Annotated in this window: 19 protein-coding genes; 10 read left to right on the forward strand and 9 right to left on the reverse strand. The window is 27.7% G+C overall.

All coding sequences use genetic code 11. The annotated features are described in order from the left end of the window. Window positions 1-105: 105 nt before the first annotated feature. Both ruvX and KO488_RS01125 read right to left on the reverse strand, forming a co-directional pair. Complete coding sequence (gene ruvX / locus KO488_RS01120) at window positions 106-483, reverse strand: Holliday junction resolvase RuvX (protein ID WP_216056944.1); 378 nt, start codon at window positions 481-483, stop codon at window positions 106-108. Then, complete coding sequence (locus tag KO488_RS01125) at window positions 480-1391, reverse strand: methylenetetrahydrofolate reductase (protein WP_216056945.1); 912 nt, start codon at window positions 1389-1391, stop codon at window positions 480-482. Before KO488_RS01125 ends, ruvX begins: the two co-directional genes overlap by 4 nt. Before the next feature lie 81 nt (window positions 1392-1472). On the opposite strand from KO488_RS01125, the gene serB reads away from it, so the two are divergent. Genes serB through KO488_RS01140 form a run of 3 tightly spaced genes read left to right on the forward strand, consistent with a single transcriptional unit; the run spans window position 1473 to window position 4514 of the window. Beyond that, window positions 1473-2093, forward strand: a complete 621-nt coding sequence (gene serB, locus KO488_RS01130) for a phosphoserine phosphatase SerB (RefSeq protein WP_216056946.1) — start codon at window positions 1473-1475, stop codon at window positions 2091-2093. Between the two features lie 9 nt (window positions 2094-2102). After that, window positions 2103-3095, forward strand: coding sequence for a transaldolase (locus KO488_RS01135; RefSeq protein WP_216056947.1), 993 nt, complete (start codon window positions 2103-2105; stop codon window positions 3093-3095). A 54-nt stretch (window positions 3096-3149) separates the two neighbouring features. Continuing rightward, complete coding sequence (locus tag KO488_RS01140) at window positions 3150-4514, forward strand: class II 3-deoxy-7-phosphoheptulonate synthase (RefSeq protein ID WP_216056948.1); 1365 nt, start codon at window positions 3150-3152, stop codon at window positions 4512-4514. Window positions 4515-4595: 81 nt separating this feature from the next. On the opposite strand, the gene KO488_RS01145 is transcribed toward KO488_RS01140, so the two are convergent. From KO488_RS01145 to tgt, 3 genes are all read right to left on the reverse strand, one after another. Continuing rightward, on the reverse strand, window positions 4596-4937 hold the full coding sequence (locus tag KO488_RS01145; RefSeq protein ID WP_216056949.1) for an arsenate reductase family protein: 342 nt from the start codon (window positions 4935-4937) through the stop codon (window positions 4596-4598). A gap of 8 nt (window positions 4938-4945) precedes the next feature. Then, on the reverse strand, window positions 4946-5236 hold the full coding sequence (gene gatC / locus KO488_RS01150; protein ID WP_216056950.1) for an Asp-tRNA(Asn)/Glu-tRNA(Gln) amidotransferase subunit GatC: 291 nt from the start codon (window positions 5234-5236) through the stop codon (window positions 4946-4948). A 64-nt stretch (window positions 5237-5300) separates the two neighbouring features. Continuing rightward, entirely contained in the window at window positions 5301-6422 is a 1122-nt protein-coding gene (gene tgt / locus KO488_RS01155; RefSeq protein WP_216056951.1) for a tRNA guanosine(34) transglycosylase Tgt, read from the reverse strand. A 171-nt stretch (window positions 6423-6593) separates the two neighbouring features. On the opposite strand from tgt, the gene KO488_RS01160 reads away from it, so the two are divergent. The 6 genes from KO488_RS01160 to nhaA all read left to right on the forward strand — a co-directional run bounded on the left by KO488_RS01160 (window position 6594) and on the right by nhaA (window position 13818). Then, window positions 6594-8042, forward strand: coding sequence for a TolC family protein (locus tag KO488_RS01160; RefSeq protein WP_216056952.1), 1449 nt, complete (start codon window positions 6594-6596; stop codon window positions 8040-8042). A 53-nt stretch (window positions 8043-8095) separates the two neighbouring features. Continuing rightward, on the forward strand, window positions 8096-9526 hold the full coding sequence (locus KO488_RS01165) for a COG3400 family protein (protein ID WP_216056953.1): 1431 nt from the start codon (window positions 8096-8098) through the stop codon (window positions 9524-9526). Between the two features lie 18 nt (window positions 9527-9544). After that, window positions 9545-10675, forward strand: a complete 1131-nt coding sequence (locus KO488_RS01170) for a succinyldiaminopimelate transaminase (RefSeq protein ID WP_216056954.1) — start codon at window positions 9545-9547, stop codon at window positions 10673-10675. Beyond that, a complete protein-coding gene (locus KO488_RS01175) occupies window positions 10668-11249 on the forward strand; it encodes a hypothetical protein (protein WP_216057084.1) in 582 nt (193 codons plus the stop codon). The genes KO488_RS01170 and KO488_RS01175 overlap by 8 nt, the downstream gene beginning before the upstream one ends. After that, entirely contained in the window at window positions 11249-12553 is a 1305-nt protein-coding gene (gene murC, locus KO488_RS01180) for a UDP-N-acetylmuramate--L-alanine ligase (protein WP_216056955.1), read from the forward strand. Before KO488_RS01175 ends, murC begins: the two co-directional genes overlap by 1 nt. Window positions 12554-12627: 74 nt before the next feature. Then, the gene (gene nhaA, locus KO488_RS01185; RefSeq protein WP_216056956.1) at window positions 12628-13818 is read left to right on the forward strand and encodes a Na+/H+ antiporter NhaA; all 1191 of its coding nucleotides are present in this window, start codon (window positions 12628-12630) and stop codon (window positions 13816-13818) included. On the opposite strand, the gene KO488_RS01190 is transcribed toward nhaA, so the two are convergent. From KO488_RS01190 to ilvC, 3 genes are all read right to left on the reverse strand, one after another. After that, the gene (locus KO488_RS01190) at window positions 13815-14591 is read right to left on the reverse strand and encodes a DNA-processing protein DprA (protein ID WP_216056957.1); all 777 of its coding nucleotides are present in this window, start codon (window positions 14589-14591) and stop codon (window positions 13815-13817) included. The two genes, nhaA and KO488_RS01190, sit on opposite strands and share 4 nt — an antisense overlap. Before the next feature lie 55 nt (window positions 14592-14646). Then, window positions 14647-15630: a divergent polysaccharide deacetylase family protein gene (locus KO488_RS01195; RefSeq protein ID WP_216056958.1), complete on the reverse strand. Its 984-nt coding sequence runs from the start codon at window positions 15628-15630 to the stop codon at window positions 14647-14649. Between the two features lie 168 nt (window positions 15631-15798). Then, window positions 15799-16821 (reverse strand): ketol-acid reductoisomerase, encoded by a 1023-nt coding sequence (ilvC, locus tag KO488_RS01200; RefSeq protein ID WP_216056959.1) that lies wholly within the window; start codon window positions 16819-16821, stop codon window positions 15799-15801. 135 nt (window positions 16822-16956) lie between these two features. Here ilvC and KO488_RS01205 point away from each other — a divergent pair, with 135 nt between their 5' ends. Beyond that, on the forward strand, window positions 16957-18810 hold the full coding sequence (locus tag KO488_RS01205; protein ID WP_216056960.1) for an RNB domain-containing ribonuclease: 1854 nt from the start codon (window positions 16957-16959) through the stop codon (window positions 18808-18810). On the opposite strand, the gene KO488_RS01210 is transcribed toward KO488_RS01205, so the two are convergent. Next, window positions 18800-19177: a flagellar assembly protein FliW gene (locus tag KO488_RS01210; protein WP_216056961.1), complete on the reverse strand. Its 378-nt coding sequence runs from the start codon at window positions 19175-19177 to the stop codon at window positions 18800-18802. The genes KO488_RS01205 and KO488_RS01210 overlap by 11 nt on opposite strands. Between the last annotated feature and the right edge of the window lie 23 nt (window positions 19178-19200).

Raw genomic sequence — 19200 nt, forward strand, 5'->3', positions numbered from 1 at the left:
TAAATGAAATATAGGATATCTCAAAAGATAATATTAATCATTATATATTGGAAAGAATATTAATAAATTCACTATCTAAATTAAGTAAGAAATAATTCCTTTTTACTATTTACTAAGATATCTCTCAAGAATAATCTTAGCAGCTATTGAGTCAACTCTTCCATCTCTTTTATATTTGATTTGACCTTTCATCATATCTTCTGCTTCAATTGAACTCATATTTTCTTCTTGAAACTCATAAGGAATTTCAAGTTCTAATAGATTTACAAAGTGTTTTATTCTTTTTTGCATATCATCACTTGAGCTAGGAAATCCAACAATTAGTTTTTTGATATCCCATTCTTTTAAAAAAGTATTTACATCTCGTGCTGCTTGATTTCTATTTTTTCGTAAAATTGGATCTTTAGGAGTTACAATATTTGAACCAACACATATTGCAACTCCAATTCTTTTAAGACCTATATCAATACTTGCTATACTCAAGAAATAATCTCATTTGCAACATCAAATCTATTTGCTGTCATTAAGTGTACTTTTGGATGAAACTTTCTGATTTTTTTATAAACATCTTGACTTAATTCCATTCCTACTTTATACTCTTCTTCTTCAGAAATCTTGTGAGCTACTTCAAGTTTATCTATCCACATTTGAGGTACATGAATACCTGGAACTTGTGCTGAAAGAAATAGGGCAGTTCGGAGTTTCGTAATAGGGAATAATCCAAATATCAGCTGAGCTTTTTTCTTATCACCTTCTACATCTTCTTTTGCTCTATTAAATGACTCAAGTAATTTTTCTGCATTTTCAATATCAAATACAGGTTGAGAAATTATTCCTAATGAGCCATTTTGTATTTTATTGTGCATTTTTTTCTCTAATGAAGTAAAACTTTTTGCATAAGAATTTACAACAGAAAAAGGAAAGATTTGTTTTGGTTCAATTTTAAAAGGATGTCCTGAATAATCCATTCCATAATTAAATGATTTTATGATTTTTAAAAGCATAATTGAGTTTGCTTCAAAAACACCTTTTGTATTTGGTTGATCACTCATTTTAGCTGGGTCACCAGTTAGTGCTAAAATTGCACGTACATCAAAATCACTAGCTCCAAGTAAGTCAGATTGTAAAGCAATTTTATTTCTATCTCTCATTGTCATTGTTGCAATTACAGGTTTTTTAAACTCTTGTTGTAATTTTAAAGATGCGAAAAGAGCATTGTATCTTAGTTTAGCAAGTGGGTTATCTGTACAAGAGAAACCATCTACTTTATTTTGTAGTTTAAATTTTTTAATTCTTTCAATAATATTATGCATAGAAGGTTCATGTTGTGGTGTTGTTTCTAATGTTAAATAATAGTCTTCTTGTAGTTTTTGTAGTAGTGTTTCAAACATAGTGAAAAACAATCCTTTTAGTATATTTAGTTTAATTTAGATAATATTATATCCTTAAAAGACTAAAACTAGGGAAAATTAATGAAATTAGCTGTTTTTGATTTTGATTCAACACTTATGGATGGAGAGACAATAGACTTTCTAGCAGATGAGTTAGGAATAGGACAAGAAGTTGCACATATTACAGAAGAAGCGATGTCTGGAAGATTAGATTTTTTTGAATCTTTAACTACAAGAGTAGGTTTATTAAAAGGTTTAGAGTATCAAAAAGCTGTCGATATTTGTAAAGATTTACCTTTAATGCCAGGAGCAAAAGAATTGATTCCAGCACTTAAAGAAAAAGGTTATAAAGTAGTATGTTTTTCAGGTGGCTTTAGAATTGGAACTAGTCCTGCCAAAGATATCTTAGGTTTGGATGCTGACTTCTCAAATATATTACATGAAAAAGATGGTATTTTAACAGGACAAGTTGGTGGTGATATGATGTTTTCTCACTCAAAAGGTGATATGATTCAAAGACTACAATCATTATTAGGTGTAACACGTGCTGATACTTTAGTATGTGGTGATGGAGCTAATGACTTATCTATGTTTGCTCATGCTGATACAAGAATTGCTTTTTGTGCAAGAGATGTATTAAAAAAAGAAGCAAATATTATAATAGATGAAAAAGATTTAACAAAAATATTAGAAAAGATATAAGGATAACAGATGAGCTTAAAAGAAGATATTAATTACTCTTTATGGTGTGATTTTATAGAAAGAGATTTTTTAGAGAATAGATTCCAAGAGATTATAAAAGACAAAACAATTCAAGGTGCTACATCAAACCCAGCAATCTTTGAATCTTCAATTTCAAATTCTGTTGCATATAAACAACAACTTGATATGTTACAAGCAAATAATGCAAAAACTATTTATGAAGAATTAGCTTTAACTGATATTAAAAGAGCCGCTAAATTACTTTCTCCTTTACATAAAGAAGATACTGATGATGGATTTATTTCAATAGAAGTTGATCCTTCATTATGTGATGATGCTCAAGGAACTATTGATGAAGGTTTAAGACTTTACTCTTCAATAAGTGCTGAAAATGTGATGATTAAAGTACCAGCAACAGAAGCTGGATATATTGCAATGAGAGAATTAACTTCAAAAGGTATTCATGTAAATGCAACATTAATCTTTTCACCTGAACAAGCTATTAAATGCACACAAGCTTTAGATGAAGGTATTAAAGACTCTAATAAAGATATAAAAGCAGTTGTTTCTGTTTTTGTTTCTAGATTTGATCGAATGTGTGATGGGGAATTTATTACAAAAGGTTTAGCAACTTCTAAACTAGGTATTACAAATGCAATTAAGTGTTATCATGAAGTTAATAAATTCAAAAACTCAAATATTAGAACACTATTTGCAAGTACTGGAGTTAAAGGAAATGAATTAGCACCAAGTTATTATATTGATAACTTAATCTTTCCAAACTCTGTAAATACTGCACCTTTATCAACTATTGAAGATTGGGTAAAAGATGGAGTTAAAGAAGAAACAAACATTATGAGTGAAGAAGATTGTAATGCATATTTTACAGAGTTAAAAAAGAAAAATGTAAATATGAAAAAAGTTTATGATGATCTTTTAAGTCAAGGTTTAGAAGCATTTAAAGTTTCATTTAAAGATTTATTATCAAAGTTAATTAACTAAGTTAAAATAAGATAATATTTCAAAATATAAGTAAAATAAAATAAAAGGTAAAAAATGAAGAATTGGGAACCAAACAGTTGGAGAGATTTTCCAATAAAGCAACAACCAACTTATACAGATTTAGATAAGTTAAAAAAAGTAGAAAAAGAGTTAGGATCTTATCCTCCACTTATTTTTGCAGGGGAAGCTTTAAATTTAAAAAATCAATTAGCTGATGTAGTAAACGGAAAAGCATTCTTACTTCAAGGTGGAGATTGTGCGGAGTCTTTTTCTTCATTTGATGCAAATAATATTAAGAATTTATTTAAAGTTATGATGCAAATGGCAGTTGTTTTAACATTTTCAGGAGGCTGTCCTATTGTTAAAGTTGGACGAATTGCTGGACAGTTTGCAAAACCTAGATCTTCAGATTTTGAAGAAGTAAATGGAATTTCATTACCTTCTTATAGAGGAGATATTGTAAATGATATTGAATTTAATGAAAAAGCAAGAGGTCCTAAACCTAAGAAGTTATTAAAAGCATATAATCAAAGTGCAGCAACTATGAACTTACTTCGTGCATTTTCTCGTGGAGGAATGGCAGATTTAAATCAAGTTAACTTATGGAATACAGATTTTATAAAAGATAATACTTTAGGTGAAAAATATGATGAGGTGTCTTCAAAAATCACTGAAGCACTTAATTTTATGAAAGCATGTGGAATTAATAGTCAAACTGCACCTAATTTAGCACAAACAACACTATTTACATCTCATGAAGCATTATTATTAAATTATGAGCAAGCATTAACTAGAAAAGATTCAATTACAGGTGATTGGTTTAACTGTGCTGCTCATATGTTATGGATAGGCGATAGAACTAGAGATTTAAAAGATGCACATATTGAATACTTTAGAGGGATTAAAAACCCAATAGGTTGTAAAGTAGGTCCATCAATGAAAGAAGACGAATTAATTCAATTAATTGATACTTTAAACCCAGAAAATGAAGCAGGAAGACTTAACTTAATTGTACGAATGGGTGCAAATAAAGTTGGTGATTTTTATCCTAAATTACTTGAAAGAGTAAAGCGTGAGGGAAAAAATGTATTATGGTCATGTGATCCAATGCATGGAAATACTATTAAAGCTGATAATGGTTATAAAACAAGAGATTTTGAAGCAATATTAAGTGAAGTAAAACAATTCTTCCAAATCCATAAAGCAGAAGGTACTTATGCTGGAGGAATCCATCTAGAAATGACTGGTCAAGATGTTACTGAGTGTACAGGAAGTGCAAGTTCAGCAGTTACAACTGAAGGCTTAGCATCTAGATATCATACACAATGTGATCCAAGATTAAATGCTGATCAAGCACTTGAATTATCATTTATGATTGCTGATACTTTAAAAGAAGCTAGAAAAGATTTAATTATTTAATTAAATCTTTTAATTATGTGCATAAAAAAGGGGATAGTTAAAAAACTATCCCCTTTTTTTATATCTAGTAGTTTAAAACTTTTATAAAAAAGTTTCTTTATAAATCTCTTCATTAAAAGCTACTAAAACTTTTTCATCATATTCAATAACAGGTCTTTTAAAAAGCATTGGCTCTTTTTTTAGCCATTGTATTTTTCCCTCATCATCTAAATTTAACTCTTTTAATTTTAAAGTCCTATATTTAGTTCCTCTTGAATTAAATAGTAAATTTAAATCTGATTTTTCTACCCATGAATCTATTAGATCTGAACTTGGTGTTTCTTTTTTAAAATCAAAGAAATCAACTTCTATTTCATTGTCCTTAAAAAACTTTAAGGCTTTTCTAACAGAATCGCAGGTTTTTATTCCATAAACCTTAACCATTTTTCTTCCTATTCAATAATTTTTGGTACAACAAAAAATCCATCTTCACTTTTTGGAGCATGTTTTAAAATGTGATTTGATAATTCTAAGTCTTGATTGGCATTATCTTCTCTAAGTGGTGTTCCACCTTCAATTGTACTAAATGTAGCTTCAATATTTGATACATCTATTTCATTTAAGTTTTCAACAAAATTAATAATATCAGCAAGTTCTGCTTTTAAATTTTCTTTTTTTGACTCATCTATTTCTAAACTAGATAGTTTTGATAGTTTCGCAATTAAGTTATCATCAACAGTCATATTTTTCCTTATAATTTCTAATATTTATCTATTTTAACATAAAAATAGAAAATCTTCTTTTAATCTACGATCTTTTATCGTAGAACTCTTTTTTAAATTCAAGCCAATTATCTGCAAGTATTGCTTCTCTAGCTTGACTCATTAAATTTAAATAGTAATGTACATTATGTAATGAGCCTAATCTAAAGTATGTCATTTCACCGGCTCTATAAAGATGATTTAAATATCCTCTTGAAAAGTTCTTACATGTATAACAATCACACTCTGGATCTATTGGTCCCTCGTCTTCTTTAAAGATTGCATTTCTTACATTTATTCTACCAAATGAAGTAAATAGTGTTCCATTTCTAGCATTTCTTGTAGGCATTACACAATCAAACATATCAACACCACGTTCGATATTTTCAATTAAATCTTCAGGAGTTCCTACACCCATTAAATATCTAGGTTTATCTTTTGGCATAAAATCTGTAGTCCACTCAACTGTTTCATACATTTCTGCATTTGGTTCACCAACACTTAATCCACCAATTGCAAAACCATCATAATCTTCAAGTGCACATAATTGCTCAGCACTCATTTGTCTGAATTTTTTACTTGTTCCACCTTGAATAATTGCAAAGATATTTTGATTAACTCCAATACCTTTTTCTTGTTGTTCTTTATGATAAGTAATTGCTTCTTGTGCCCATTTAGTTGTTCTTTGAATAGATTTTTCTATTCTTTCTTCTGTGTTTGGAAGAGCAACTAAATCATCTAATATCATCATAATATCTGAACCTAAATCATATTGAGTATCAAGTACACTTTGTGGTGTAAAGAAATGCTTACTTCCATCGATATGAGATTTGAACATGATTCCATCTTCATGTTGCTTAGTATTTTTACTAAGAGAGAAAGCTTGGAAACCTCCTGAATCTGTTAAAAAAGAGTTAGGAAATTTTGAAAAACCATGAAGTCCTCCAAACTTTTTAACTGTTTTACTTCCTGGTCTTAAGTATAAATGGTAAGTATTACCTAAAATGATTTTTGCACCCATATCTAACATATCATTTGCATCAAGAGTTTTTACAGTTCCTTGCGTCCCAACAGGCATAAATACTGGTGTTTGAATCGTGCTATGAGCTGTTTTAATTGTACAAGCTCTAGCTTTGTGGTGTGATGTTGCGTCTATTTTAAATTCCATTAAATATAGTACCTTTTCTTTAAATTAATAGAATTATATCTAAAGTAGATTAATATTTAAATTTATAATTATTAATTCTAAATATGACTTATTCTCTAGGATTATTAGAATTATTTATTTTTTTGTTTTTTTTAGTTATACTATGAAACTATAAATTTTTCAAGGAAAAGTATGAAATTATTGTTATGTTTATTAATATGTACAAATGTAATATTTGCGAAAACAAAAGAATTTACATTAAAAGAAGTAATAAATATTGCTTTAGAGAATAATCACAAAAGTAAGATTTCAAAAGTTGCACTAGAAATTGCAAATGCTCAATATAATCAAGCCCTTAGTGCAAATTATCCAGCGTTAAATGCAATGGTTGTTGGACAAAGAAAAAATGAAGATGTTATTTTTCAACAAAGAGGTACATTTTCTTTACCTTCGGAGCTTACAAAAACCTTAGCTTTAGCAAATACTTTAAGTATATCTGATAGTGCAACTAGAACTTATGCTCAATCTCAAATTGCTGCAACACCATTAAGTGCATTCCCAGAAGGAACAATAAGTGCAGATATAGATTCAACTGCATTAGGTAGAGATACCATTAAAAGTTCTCTAAACCTTTTATATCCATTATTTACAGGTGGGAAAATATCTTCAGTAATTGAACAAGCTAAATTAAATAAATTATTAGCAATGAATACAATTAGAAGAAATGATTTAGATGTTGTTTACGATATTAAAAAATATTTTTATGGATATGTTTTAACAAATGAGTTATATAAAATCGCGAAATCTACACTTACTAGAATGAATTATATATCTACTTTAACAAAACAGTTTTATGAAAGTGGAGAGTCTTTAAATGTTAAAAAAACAGATTATTTATCTATACAAGTTACAGTTGCTTTAATAGAATCAATAGTTGCTAAAATTGAAGCAAATAGATTTATGGTTAGATCAGCCTTATCAAATGCTATGGGTTTAGCATGGGATAGTGAAATAAAATTAAAATATACAAATAATGAATTATTACCTCCAAAGTATTCTTTATCAAAATTAGTTCAAGATGCATATAGAACAAATAGTGATATTAGAAAAATGGATATTGCATTAAAAATATCAAAAGAGCAAATAAAAGAACAAAAAGCAGGTCATTATCCAAGTGTTGCTTTAATGGGAGAACTTGCTCACACATATAATTCTTATGAATATGGATATTTATCTGATGATAAAGAGAATACATGGAATATTGGCTTTGCAGCACAAATCCCACTTTTTGATGGCTTTAAAACGACAAATATGGTGAGTGAAAAGAAGTTAGAAAAAAAGAAACTATATTTATTACAAGATATGTTAAAAGAGGGAGTTGCATTACAAATTAAAAATGAACTTAATAATGCACTTATTGGTTTTAAACAAATTCAAACATTGAAAAAAGCAAAAAAACTAGCACGTGATAGTAGAGAGTTAAATGTAAGAGGTTATCAAATAGATGCTATTGAACCACAAAAAGTTATAGAAGCACAATATATTGAATCTTATGTAAAAGCTGATTATTTAAAATATGTTCATGATTATTTATTATCTTTAGCTAAAATTGACAACTTAATAGGACAGGAAGTAAAGTAAAAAAATTAGCTTTATTTCTGCTACTATTAATTTAAAAAAGATATAATGTCCAAATGAAAAAAATCTTGATTATTTTAGACGGCATTGTTGCAAAAAAATTAATGCACAGAATCGTAGAAGCAAATACTGGTGATAACGCTTATGATATTATATATATGAGTGATGTTATCCTCCCTGTTCAAAAACCTTCGAACTTTACTTTTTATAAATTTGATCCAACGTCTAAATCAAAACTTGCAATGGTTTTAGATAAAAATATTCATACAGAAGTATTAATCGCACTTAATTCAAAAGATGAAATGATTAATGTAACAAAGAATATTAGAAGTCACAAACAAAACTTACAAATGACAATTTTAGATTATTGGGGTTTAGATTTTAAAGATCCATATATAAATGTATATAAAGGTATCGATGTTCTTGCAAATGGAATGGTTGAACGACTTCCAAATATTCCTGTTGTAGCCCAAAATATTGGTTTAAAGCAGGGTGAAATTATGGAGATTAGAGTTCCATTTGGAAGCTCTTATGCATATAGATACTTAGGTTCAATTGAGCAAAAAGAGTGGAAAATATTTGCACTTTATAGAAATCAACAACTTGTAAATATTAAGCCATCATTAGTTTTAAAACCAAATGATGTGATTTTAGTAGTTGGAAAACCTTATGTTTTAATGCAAGTATATAATGCAATTGGAAAAACACAAGGGCAGTTTCCTATGCCTTTTGGTCACAATATTTATTTATATTTAGATCTTTATTTACAAGATGAAAAAAGTGTAAAAAAAGCTATTGAAGAAGCAAAAACATTAAACCAAAGGTTAAAAAATAATAAATTAATTATTAGAATCACTAGACCTACAACACCTGCTATTATGAATTATATAAAAGAAAAGTTAAAATATTTTGACAGTATTGTAGTAAGAGTTGATTATTCGAGTAAAGGTTTTAATAAAATTCTAAAAGAAGATTTTAGAAAATATGATATTGGAATGATGATTCTAACTCAAGAAATGTTTAAATCAAAAGATTCTTTAAGAATTATAGTTGATTATAAAGTTCCTATTTTTAAATTAGGAGAAGAGAGTATGAAATCTATAAAACAAACTGTAGTTTTATTAAATGATACTCACTCTTATGAACAAATATCTCCAATTGTATTTGATGTTGCAAGTCAAATCAAAACAAAAACAAGAATCTTTGATTTAGACCCAATTGGAGAGGATGAAGATAAAACAAATTTATTAGATCACTTTGAAAACTTAGCAAAAATATTTAATGAAAAAATCGAAATTATATCAAATAATAAAAATCCAGTAAGAGAATTACTAAAAGAAAAAAATATGCTTCAAATTTTACCTTTAAAAGAAGAGATGCTTAAAAAAAGATTTTCATGGAAATTCTTCTATACAAATACTGATTGTATCTCTTTTGATATGAATAAATATAACCAATTATTAATACCAATAGTTGAAGAACACTAGATGGCAAGGAAAAATTAAATGAATTTTGAGAAATACCCTTTTGAAAGATTAACAGAAATATTAGCAGATGTTATACCTAATGAGAATTATGAATTATCTGCTTTAACTATTGGTGAACCGAAGTTTGAAACACCAGATTTTATACAAGATGCATTAAAGCAATCAACTTCTTTATTGAAAAAATATCCAGCATCAGCAGGAATTTCTGAGCTTAAAGATGCAATGATTAATTTTGTAAATAAAAGATTTGATGTTGCTTTAGATTATACGCAAATTATTCCAACTTTTGGAACAAGAGAAGTTCTATTTAACTTCCCTCAATTTGCATTGTTTGATAAAAAAGAGCCAACTATTGCTTTTACAAATCCTTTTTATCAAATTTATGAAGGTGCTGCAATAGCAAGTAGGGCTTCTGTTATCCATATTGATTTAACTAAAGAGAATGATTTTAAAGCATATTTAGACGAAGAGCAGCTAAAAAAATGTGATTTAGTAGTTTTAAACTTCCCAAATAATCCAACTTCTGCATCTATGAGTAAAGAAGAATTAGGAGAATGGGTAGAAAAAGCTTTAATATATGATTTTATTTTAATTAATGATGAATGTTATTCAGAAATTTATTTTGATGAAGATAATAAACCAGCTTCTTTACTTGAAGCTAGTATCTTAGTTGGAAATAAAAAGTTTAAAAATGTTTTAGTAATGAATTCGATTTCAAAAAGAAGTTCTGCTCCAGGATTACGAAGTGGATTTATTGCAGGTGATGCAAAAATACTTAAAAATTATATGCAATATAGAACTTATGTTGGATGTGCTTCTCCTGTACCTCTTCAACTAGCAGCTGCAGCTGCATGGAATGAAGAAAGTCATGTAGAGTATTTTAGAAGTATTTATAAGAAGAACTTTGAACTAGCACGTGAAATATTAGGAGTTGCTACTCCACAAGCTACATTTTATATTTGGCTTGAAGTTGAAGATGAAATAGAATTTACAAGAAATTTATATAAAGAAAAAAATATAAAAGTACTTCCAGGATCTTTCTTAGGTAGAGAAGGAATTGGAAAAGGTTATGTACGAATAGCACTAGTTGAAAATGCACAAAAAACAGAAGAAGTATTAAAAAGATTAAAGGATTTTATTGATGGATAAAGAGCAGTTAAATGATGCAAGAACAAATCCAGATTTTCTAAAGTATTTAGAAGAGGCTAGAGTTAAATCTATTGCAGAAAAAAATATTAATGTAATGTATGAAACATTAGATTCAATGTTAATTTTAGATTTAGATGAAGAAAAGATAAATAAACTTTATGAAGAGATTTTAAAAACTTCTTTTGAAAATGTTGAGCAAATTGTAAATAAAAATGAAAAGCTAAAGTTAGAAAATGAAAACTTACTTTATGTAAGAGCTTTTTATGAACATGCAATTGAAAAATGGTCATACGATAATTTTGATGGGGCTAAAGAACTAGTTTTTGTTTTAGCTAATATAATTGATGATGAGACTTTAGAGAAAGCTTTAAATGTTTTATTAATAGTTTTATCAACAAAAAATCAATTAGACTTTTTCTATGATACAAGTGTTGATCTTGAAAAAGAAAGTAGTGAAGAAAAGTATGGATACTTTATTATGAATTTTAAATTTGATATAGATGAATTTTTAAATGATAATAAGGAAATACTTGAAAAAGAGTATAAAAATTTAAAACATTTATTGGAAAGCTAATGAAAGTACATTTTATAGGAATAGGTGGAATTGGACTTTCAGCCTTAGCAAGATTTTTAAATTATGATGGTCATGAAATAAGTGGTTCAGATATGAAAAGTTCACCTATTACAAAAGAACTTCAAAATGAAGGTATTCACGTTTCTTGCCCTCAAAGTGCAAATAATATAAAAGATGATTTTGATTTAGTAATTTATTCTGCAGCAGTAACAGATGAAAATCCAGAATTAATTCAATCAAGAGTTAAACAAATTAGAACACTTTCAAGAAAAGAAGCTTTACCTATTGTTTTAGGAGATAAGAAAAATTATTGTGTAGCAGGTGCTCATGGAAAATCAACTACAACTGCAATACTAGCTTCTATTTTACAAAGTTCAGCATTAATTGGTGCAATCTCAAAAGAGTTTGGTTCAAATTTTAAGTATGTAAATGATTTAGTTGCTTTTGAAGCGGATGAATCAGATGCCTCTTTTTTACTTTCAAACCCATATTGTGCGATTGTAACAAATGCAGAACCAGAACATATGGAATATTATCACTATGATTATGATAAGTTTTATGAGTCTTATGAAAGATTTATAGCACTTGCTAAAAAAAGAGTATTAAATGGTGAAGATAAAGATATTAAAAAGTTAAAGATTGAAGAAGCTACGTATCTTTATCCTAGTGTTGATATTAAAAACTTATCGTATACTCTAAAAGATAAAGAGCCATGTACTAGATTTGAATTAAAAGATTTAGGTAGTTTTGAAGTTTGGGGCTTTGGATATCACATTGCAGTTGATGCATCACTAGCTATTTTAGCTGCACTTAATGAACTTGATATTGAAAGTATTAGAACTAATCTTTTAAAATACAAAGGGATTAAAAAAAGATTTGATGTTGTTCAAGCAAATGATAAGTTTGTTGTAATTGATGATTATGCGCATCATCCAACAGAAATTGAAGTTACGATGAAATCAATTGAATTATATGATAATTTAACAAATTTAAATAATAGAATTGTTTTATGGCAACCACATAAATACTCAAGAACAAGTGATAATCTTGAAGGTTTTAAAAAATGCTTTAGAAGATGTGATGAGTTAATTATACTTCCTATTTGGACAATTCCAGGTGAGCAAAAAATTGATATAAACTTTGAAAAAGAATTTGCTACATATAATCCTATTTTTGCAGATAGAATCTCTTCAACAAATGGAAGAATTGATTTAATAAAAGATGAGAAAATTATAAAAAGTTATGACGAAGGAATATTCTTAGGCGTTGGAGCTGGAGATATTACTTATCAACTTAGACATTAATTTATAAACTGCTTTAATATTTAATAAAGCAGTTTATACTAAAATTATATATTACGCTCTAAAAGGCAGGTATTATGAAGATTTTAGTTAGAAAATTTTTGGAAAAAGAATCAACAGCTGGTATTATTTTAATGATCGTAACGGTCCTTGCGTTAATATTTAGTAATACCTTTTTATCAGAATTTTATGCAAACTTCTTACACACTACTATTGAATTTAAAATAGGTACTCTCTTAGAAATATCTAAACCATTAATATTATGGGTAAATGATGGCTTAATGGCTATTTTCTTTCTTCTTATTGGTTTAGAAATAAAAAGAGAACTCTTGCTTGGTCATCTCTCCTCTTTTTCAAAAATTGCATTACCAGGAATTGCTGCTATTGGAGGGATGTTATTTCCTGCATTAATTTATATATTTTTTAATTATGATAATGATTTTGCTCTTCGAGGTTGGGCAATTCCAACTGCAACTGATATTGCTTTTGCTTTAGGTATTGTAGCTTTACTTGGAAAAAGAGTACCAGTTTCTTTAAAGATATTTCTAATGGCATTAGCTATTTTTGATGATTTGGGAGCTATCTTAATAATTGCATTTTTTTATACTTCAAGCTTATCTCTTACGTCTTTATTTTTTGCATTAATTTGTATAATTATATTAGTAACAATGAATAGAATGCAAATAACATTAGTAAGTGCTTATGCCTTAGTTGGATTGATTTTATGGGTATTTGTACTAAAATCTGGAGTTCATGCAACACTTGCTGGAATTATATTAGCTTTTACAATTCCTCTTAACGCAATCAATGAAAAAAGAAAACGTGTCTCACCTGTAAAAAGTTTACAACACTATATACATTTTTGGGTTGCTTTTTATATTCTACCAATTTTTGCATTTGTAAATGCAGGAATTGATTTAAGAACTTTAGATATGAGTCAAGTTTTTAATCCTGTTTCATTAGGTATTATTTTAGGACTTTTTCTTGGAAAACAAATGGGAGTATTTTTATTCGTTTTTATAGCTGTAAAACTTAAATGGGCAAAACTCCCCAAATGTACAACCTGGGCTCAGATATATGGAATAAGTGTTTTAACCGGTATTGGTTTTACTATGAGTTTATTTGTAGATTCACTAGCCTTTGAAGACTCATCACAGTTTTTTTATACTGATAAGTTAGCTATTTTAATAGGTTCTTTATTGTCTGGAATTGTAGGATATTTAATCTTACTAAAAGTAAAAGGAAGAAAGCATTGCTCAGTAAATTAAATTACTGAGACCTTTGCATTGTTAATTGCAATTTTTCCTTCTAGTTCATATTCAAATACTCTATTTCCAAATTTTAATACAGCTTCTTCATAACTTGGATTATTTTCGCAAAAAAGTAAAAGTTCATCTGTAGTTTTTTTTATTTCATTTGTATTTGTGTATTTTGAAATAAAATCTTCGATATTATAAATAGGTTCAACTAAACCTTTTTTTACAAGTTCTTGAGTTCCTAAACTTTCATTTATTCTATGTGGTAAAGTATATATTTTCTTTTTCATTTTTATTGCATATTGCACTGACGTAAGACTTCCTGAATTTAAATCAGCTTGAGTTACTATTAAAATATCTCCTAAAGCTACAACTATTTCATTTCTTAGTACAAAGGTATAATTTCTAGCTTTCTCACCTACTTTATAAGCAGATAGTACTAAACCTTTTTCTTCAATATTTGAAATTAGATTTTTATTTACACTTGGATATCTTATATCTAAGCCATTTGCAACAACGGCTATTGTATTTTCAGGTTTTGCGGCAAGATGTGATATTGCATCAACACCCATAGCAGCTCCACTTACTATACAAATATCCAAAGAAGAGAGTTTATGAGCTAACTTGTGTGTAAACTCTTTTGTATATGAATTTGGCCTTCTAGTGCCTATTATAGATATTTTTTTCTTTTGTAAAAGTTGTGTATTCCCAATATAGAAAAGTTCTTTTGGATATTTTTTCATATTAGTTAATTCAGGAATATTAAAGTCTATTTCTCTAATCATTAAAAAGCCTTGTAAGTAGATATATAATAATATATTTAATTATATATCTTAAAGCTTAAAGGTAAGGAAGTTTATTTATAAAAATTGGTTCAACATCTTTTAGTAGGTGTTTTGATTCTTTTAAAACTTGTATCGTTATAGAGTAAGGATGTCCAATTGCAATTGCATATCCTCTTTTTTTTGCAATTTTAATAGCTTTTTTTAATTGATTTTGAATATACTGAAAATTTCTTTCATTATCAAGAAAAGTATTTCTCACAATATAAGGCATTCCATATTTTTTTGCATATTTCTTAGCTACACTTTTTGCAGTTGTTCTACTATCTACAAAGACAAAGTTATATTTTTTTAAAGCGCGAAATAGTTTATCCATTGCTGCATCATTTTGCGTAAATACTGAACCTGTATGGTTATTTGTATATTTTGCTTTTGGATATTGTTGTCTTAGTTTTTTTACAATACCTTCAATTTTCTCGTAAGAGTCATTTATATTTAGTGTGGTTTTCTCTTTTGATTTAAATTTAGATGAGGCTTGCATTGGAAAGTGAATCATATGAACTGGTACATCTTGTGCAATTTTTGCAGAATTTAAATGACCTTCTTGTGGAGGAAGAAAAGCCATTGTTACATTATATCCTATATTTAAAATTGCTTTTTTTTGTTTACTACTACTTATATCATCAAGTATAATTGCAAGTTTTGGTTTAGTTTTTTTATCATAAGTATATAAATCTTTTTTACTTTTTGTAATAGTTACTTTTTTTACTTCTTCTTTTTTTGTTTCTTTCTTTTTTTCATCTTGCTTTTTAATTTCTTTTATTTTAGGTTTTATTTCTTCTTCATCTATATGAACTTTTTTTAATTCTTCAGTATCTTCTTCAAACTTTTCTTTTGGAGTTTCTAATTTATCAAAGTACTTATCAAGTTTTTCATCTTGAAATTTTTTAAGTTCTTTTGCAGGTGTATTTAGAGTTTGTTTTTTCTCTTTTTTAAGTATATTATTAATATTTTCATTTGAATTTTTATCTTCATTCTTCATTATAAAGTAGCTTACGCCACTCGCTATAAATGCAAATAAAAATATTAGTAGAAAAATTTTTACTAATTTAGTTTTTGAAACTGTTGCTGATGATTTTTTACGTTTAGTTTGTTTTTTACTCATAATTTAGGAAGTAAATAAGAAGAGAAAACTCTTCTTATTTTAATACTAGTTTTTGTCTAAATCAACGATTTTACTTGAAGAAATCCAAGGCATCATTTCTCTTAAGTTATTACCTGTTTTCTCAATTAATGAAGCTTTAGCATTTGTTCTTTCAGCATTCATTCTTGGGTATCCAGCTTGACCTTCTAAGATGAAGTCTTTTGCAAATCTACCATCTTGAATTTCTTTTAAGATTTCTCTCATAGCAGCTTTAGACTCATCATTGATAACTCTTTTTCCAGAAACATAATCTCCGTACTCAGCAGTATTAGAAATAGAATATCTCATATCAGAAATTCCACCCTCATACATTAAGTCAACGATTAATTTTAATTCATGTAAACATTCGAAGTATGCCATTTCAGGTGCATAACCAGCTTCAGTTAATGTTTCGAATCCAGCTTGAACTAAAGATACAGCTCCACCACATAATACAGCTTGTTCTCCGAATAAATCAGTTTCAGTTTCATCTTTGAAAGTAGTTTCAATAATTCCAGTTCTTCCTCCACCAATTGCAGAAGCATAAGATAATGCTACTTCTTTAGTATCTCCAGAAGCATCTTGATGAATTGCAATTAAATCAGGAATTCCTCCACCTTTAGTGAATTCATTTCTTACAGTATGACCTGGAGCTTTAGGAGCAACCATCATTACATTAATATTTTTTGCAGGTGTAATTCTTCCATAGTGAATGTTAAATCCATGTCCAAATGATACATAAGCACCATCTTTTAAATTATCTTTAATTTCAGCATCCCAGATATCAGATTGATTTTCATCTGGTAATAAGATTACAACAACATCTGCACCTTTAGTTGCATCTGCAACAGTTTTAACAGTGAAACCTTTAGCTTCAGCTTTAGCCCATGAAGAACCATTTTTTCTTAAACCAACAATAACTTCAACACCAGAATCTCTTAAATTCTCTGCGTGTGCGTGCCCTTGTGATCCAAATCCAATCATTGCAACTTTCTTTGATTTGATTAACTCGATATTACAATCTTTGTCATAGTATACATTTAATGCCATTATTATGTCCCTCTTAGTAAAATTTTTAGAGATTATACTGAAAAAAAGTTAAAAACTTGGTAATTTACCATAAAAAATAGTAATACTTAACATATTTTAGCTAGGATTACGAGATATATATAAAAGGAAAGAAAATTGCTAAAAGAGCTCTTTATAAAGATACAAACACAAAATAACACTTATAGTAAATTGGAATTAATTGAAATTGAGAAATTTATAAAAAAAGATATTATTATAAAACAAGATGATAATTCTTATGAACTTAATTCAAAGTACAAAGTAGCAATTGTTAATGTAGGTAAAAATTTAGTAATACTTGAAGATTTAGTAAGTGAACATAAAAATATTAAAATAGAGTTTGATAATTTAAATGGTGCATATAATGGAGACTTGGTTTTAGCCAAAAGAGTTTTTAATCCACGTTCAAAAATCAAAGCAAATATTATTGAAATTTTAGATGGTAAGAAAAATGATATTTTAGTTTATATAAAAGATAAATCTTTTTATACTGTAAAAGAAAATATAAAATTGGAAAACAAAGGTGCATCTAAATATGAAGAGGGAGATATCCTTTTAGTTGATAATCAATCTTTAGATTTAGTAAAAAGCTTAGGAAATATTCAAGACCCAAAAGTTGATGAGTTAATATCATTGCATTTATATCATGAAGAAATAAGACTTGAAAAACCTATAGAAGTTGATGCAAAAATGAATGATGAAAAGCAAAGAGTTGATTTAACATATCTCCCTTTTTGTACTATTGATCCAAATTCTGCAAAAGATCATGATGATGCAATTTATTATGATGATGAAGAAAAAGTACTATATGTAGCAATCGCTGATGTGTCATATTTTGTAAAAGAGGGAAGTGCCCTTGATAGACTTGCATTTTTAAAATCAACTTCAGTTTATTTGCCTGGAAAAGTATTACCAATGCTACCTAATGAATTAAGTGAAGATATGTGTTCTTTAAAAGAAGGAGTAGATAGATACTCTTTTGTTTTTAAAATATATTTAGATTTACAAAATAAAAAAGCAAAGAAAGCACAACTTTTTGAAGCTATTATAAACTCTCATAAAAAATTCTCTTATGGAAGAATTGATAGAGTTTTAGAAGGACACTTAGATCAGTATTCTGCCGTTGATAAAACAATTTTTGATTATCTACTTCCTTTATATGAAATTACAAAGAGCTTTAGAGCTAAGAGATTAGAAAAAGGTTATGATTTTAGAACTACAGAATTAAGACAAAAACTTAAAAACTTTAAAGTAGTAGCAGTTGAAAAAGAAGAATCTACAGCATCTCATCAATTAGTTGAAGAGTGTATGCTTTTAGCAAATATTGAAGCTAGTAAAAAAGTAAATACAGTAGGAATTTATAGAATACATGAAGAACCATCTTTAAAAGCAATTTCAAGATTAGTTGATGATGTAAATATATTAGGTGTAAAAGTAAAAGTTCAAAGTGATGTTCATGAAACAATTACTCATATACAAAAGAAGGCAAAAGCTTCAATGATGAGTGAAGAAATTGATGAACTTATTATTCAATCTCAAACACAAGCTAAGTACTCATCAAAAAACTTGGGACACTTTGGTTTAGGTTTCTCATCATATTCACATTTTACGAGTCCAATTAGAAGATATTCAGATTTAGTACTTCATAGAATGCTAAAATCTAAACAAACTCCAAAAAACATAGATGAGATATGTGAGCATATATCATTAAATGAAAGAAAAGTAGCTCAACTTGTTTGGGATTATGAAGATAGAAAATATGCACGATGGGCAAATGATAATATTGGAGCTATGATAAAAGTAAAGATTGTAGATACTGAAAGAAACAAAGCAGTTTCTTATGATGCTATTTCTGGATTGAAAGTAACTATTGATAACGTAAAGGGTCAGAAGCTTTTTACAAAATTAAAAGTTAAGATTAAAGAAGTAGATATTGTTACAAAGCAGATAATTGCGAGTATTAAATACTAACTTCGTTTAGTGTTGTAAATAGTCTTGGAATTCTGTCTTTAAGAACGTATTGACCTATTAGCCTCTTTTCTTCATTTATTAAAATTGGAGCTGCAAGATTTACAATAGATTCTTCTATTGGATTTTGCATTACAATACAGAAAAATATTTTGAAATCTTCTTGTTTTTTAATTTGCATTTTTTCTAAAATATCATCATCAATGTTAAAATTGAAATTAGTATCTTTAAAATAAGTGATATTTACAAGATTAATATTTAAGTCTTTTTCTTGATTTAATTCTAATGTTACAAAGTTATTATCAAGAGATTTTATATCTAATTCTTTAAATTCTTCAAAACCTAGTAGGGGAAGTTCTATTTTGTACATTAATAACCTTTTTATATATTTCA

Source organism: Poseidonibacter lekithochrous (assembly GCF_018861145.1).
Lineage (GTDB): Bacteria > Campylobacterota > Campylobacteria > Campylobacterales > Arcobacteraceae > Poseidonibacter > Poseidonibacter lekithochrous_A.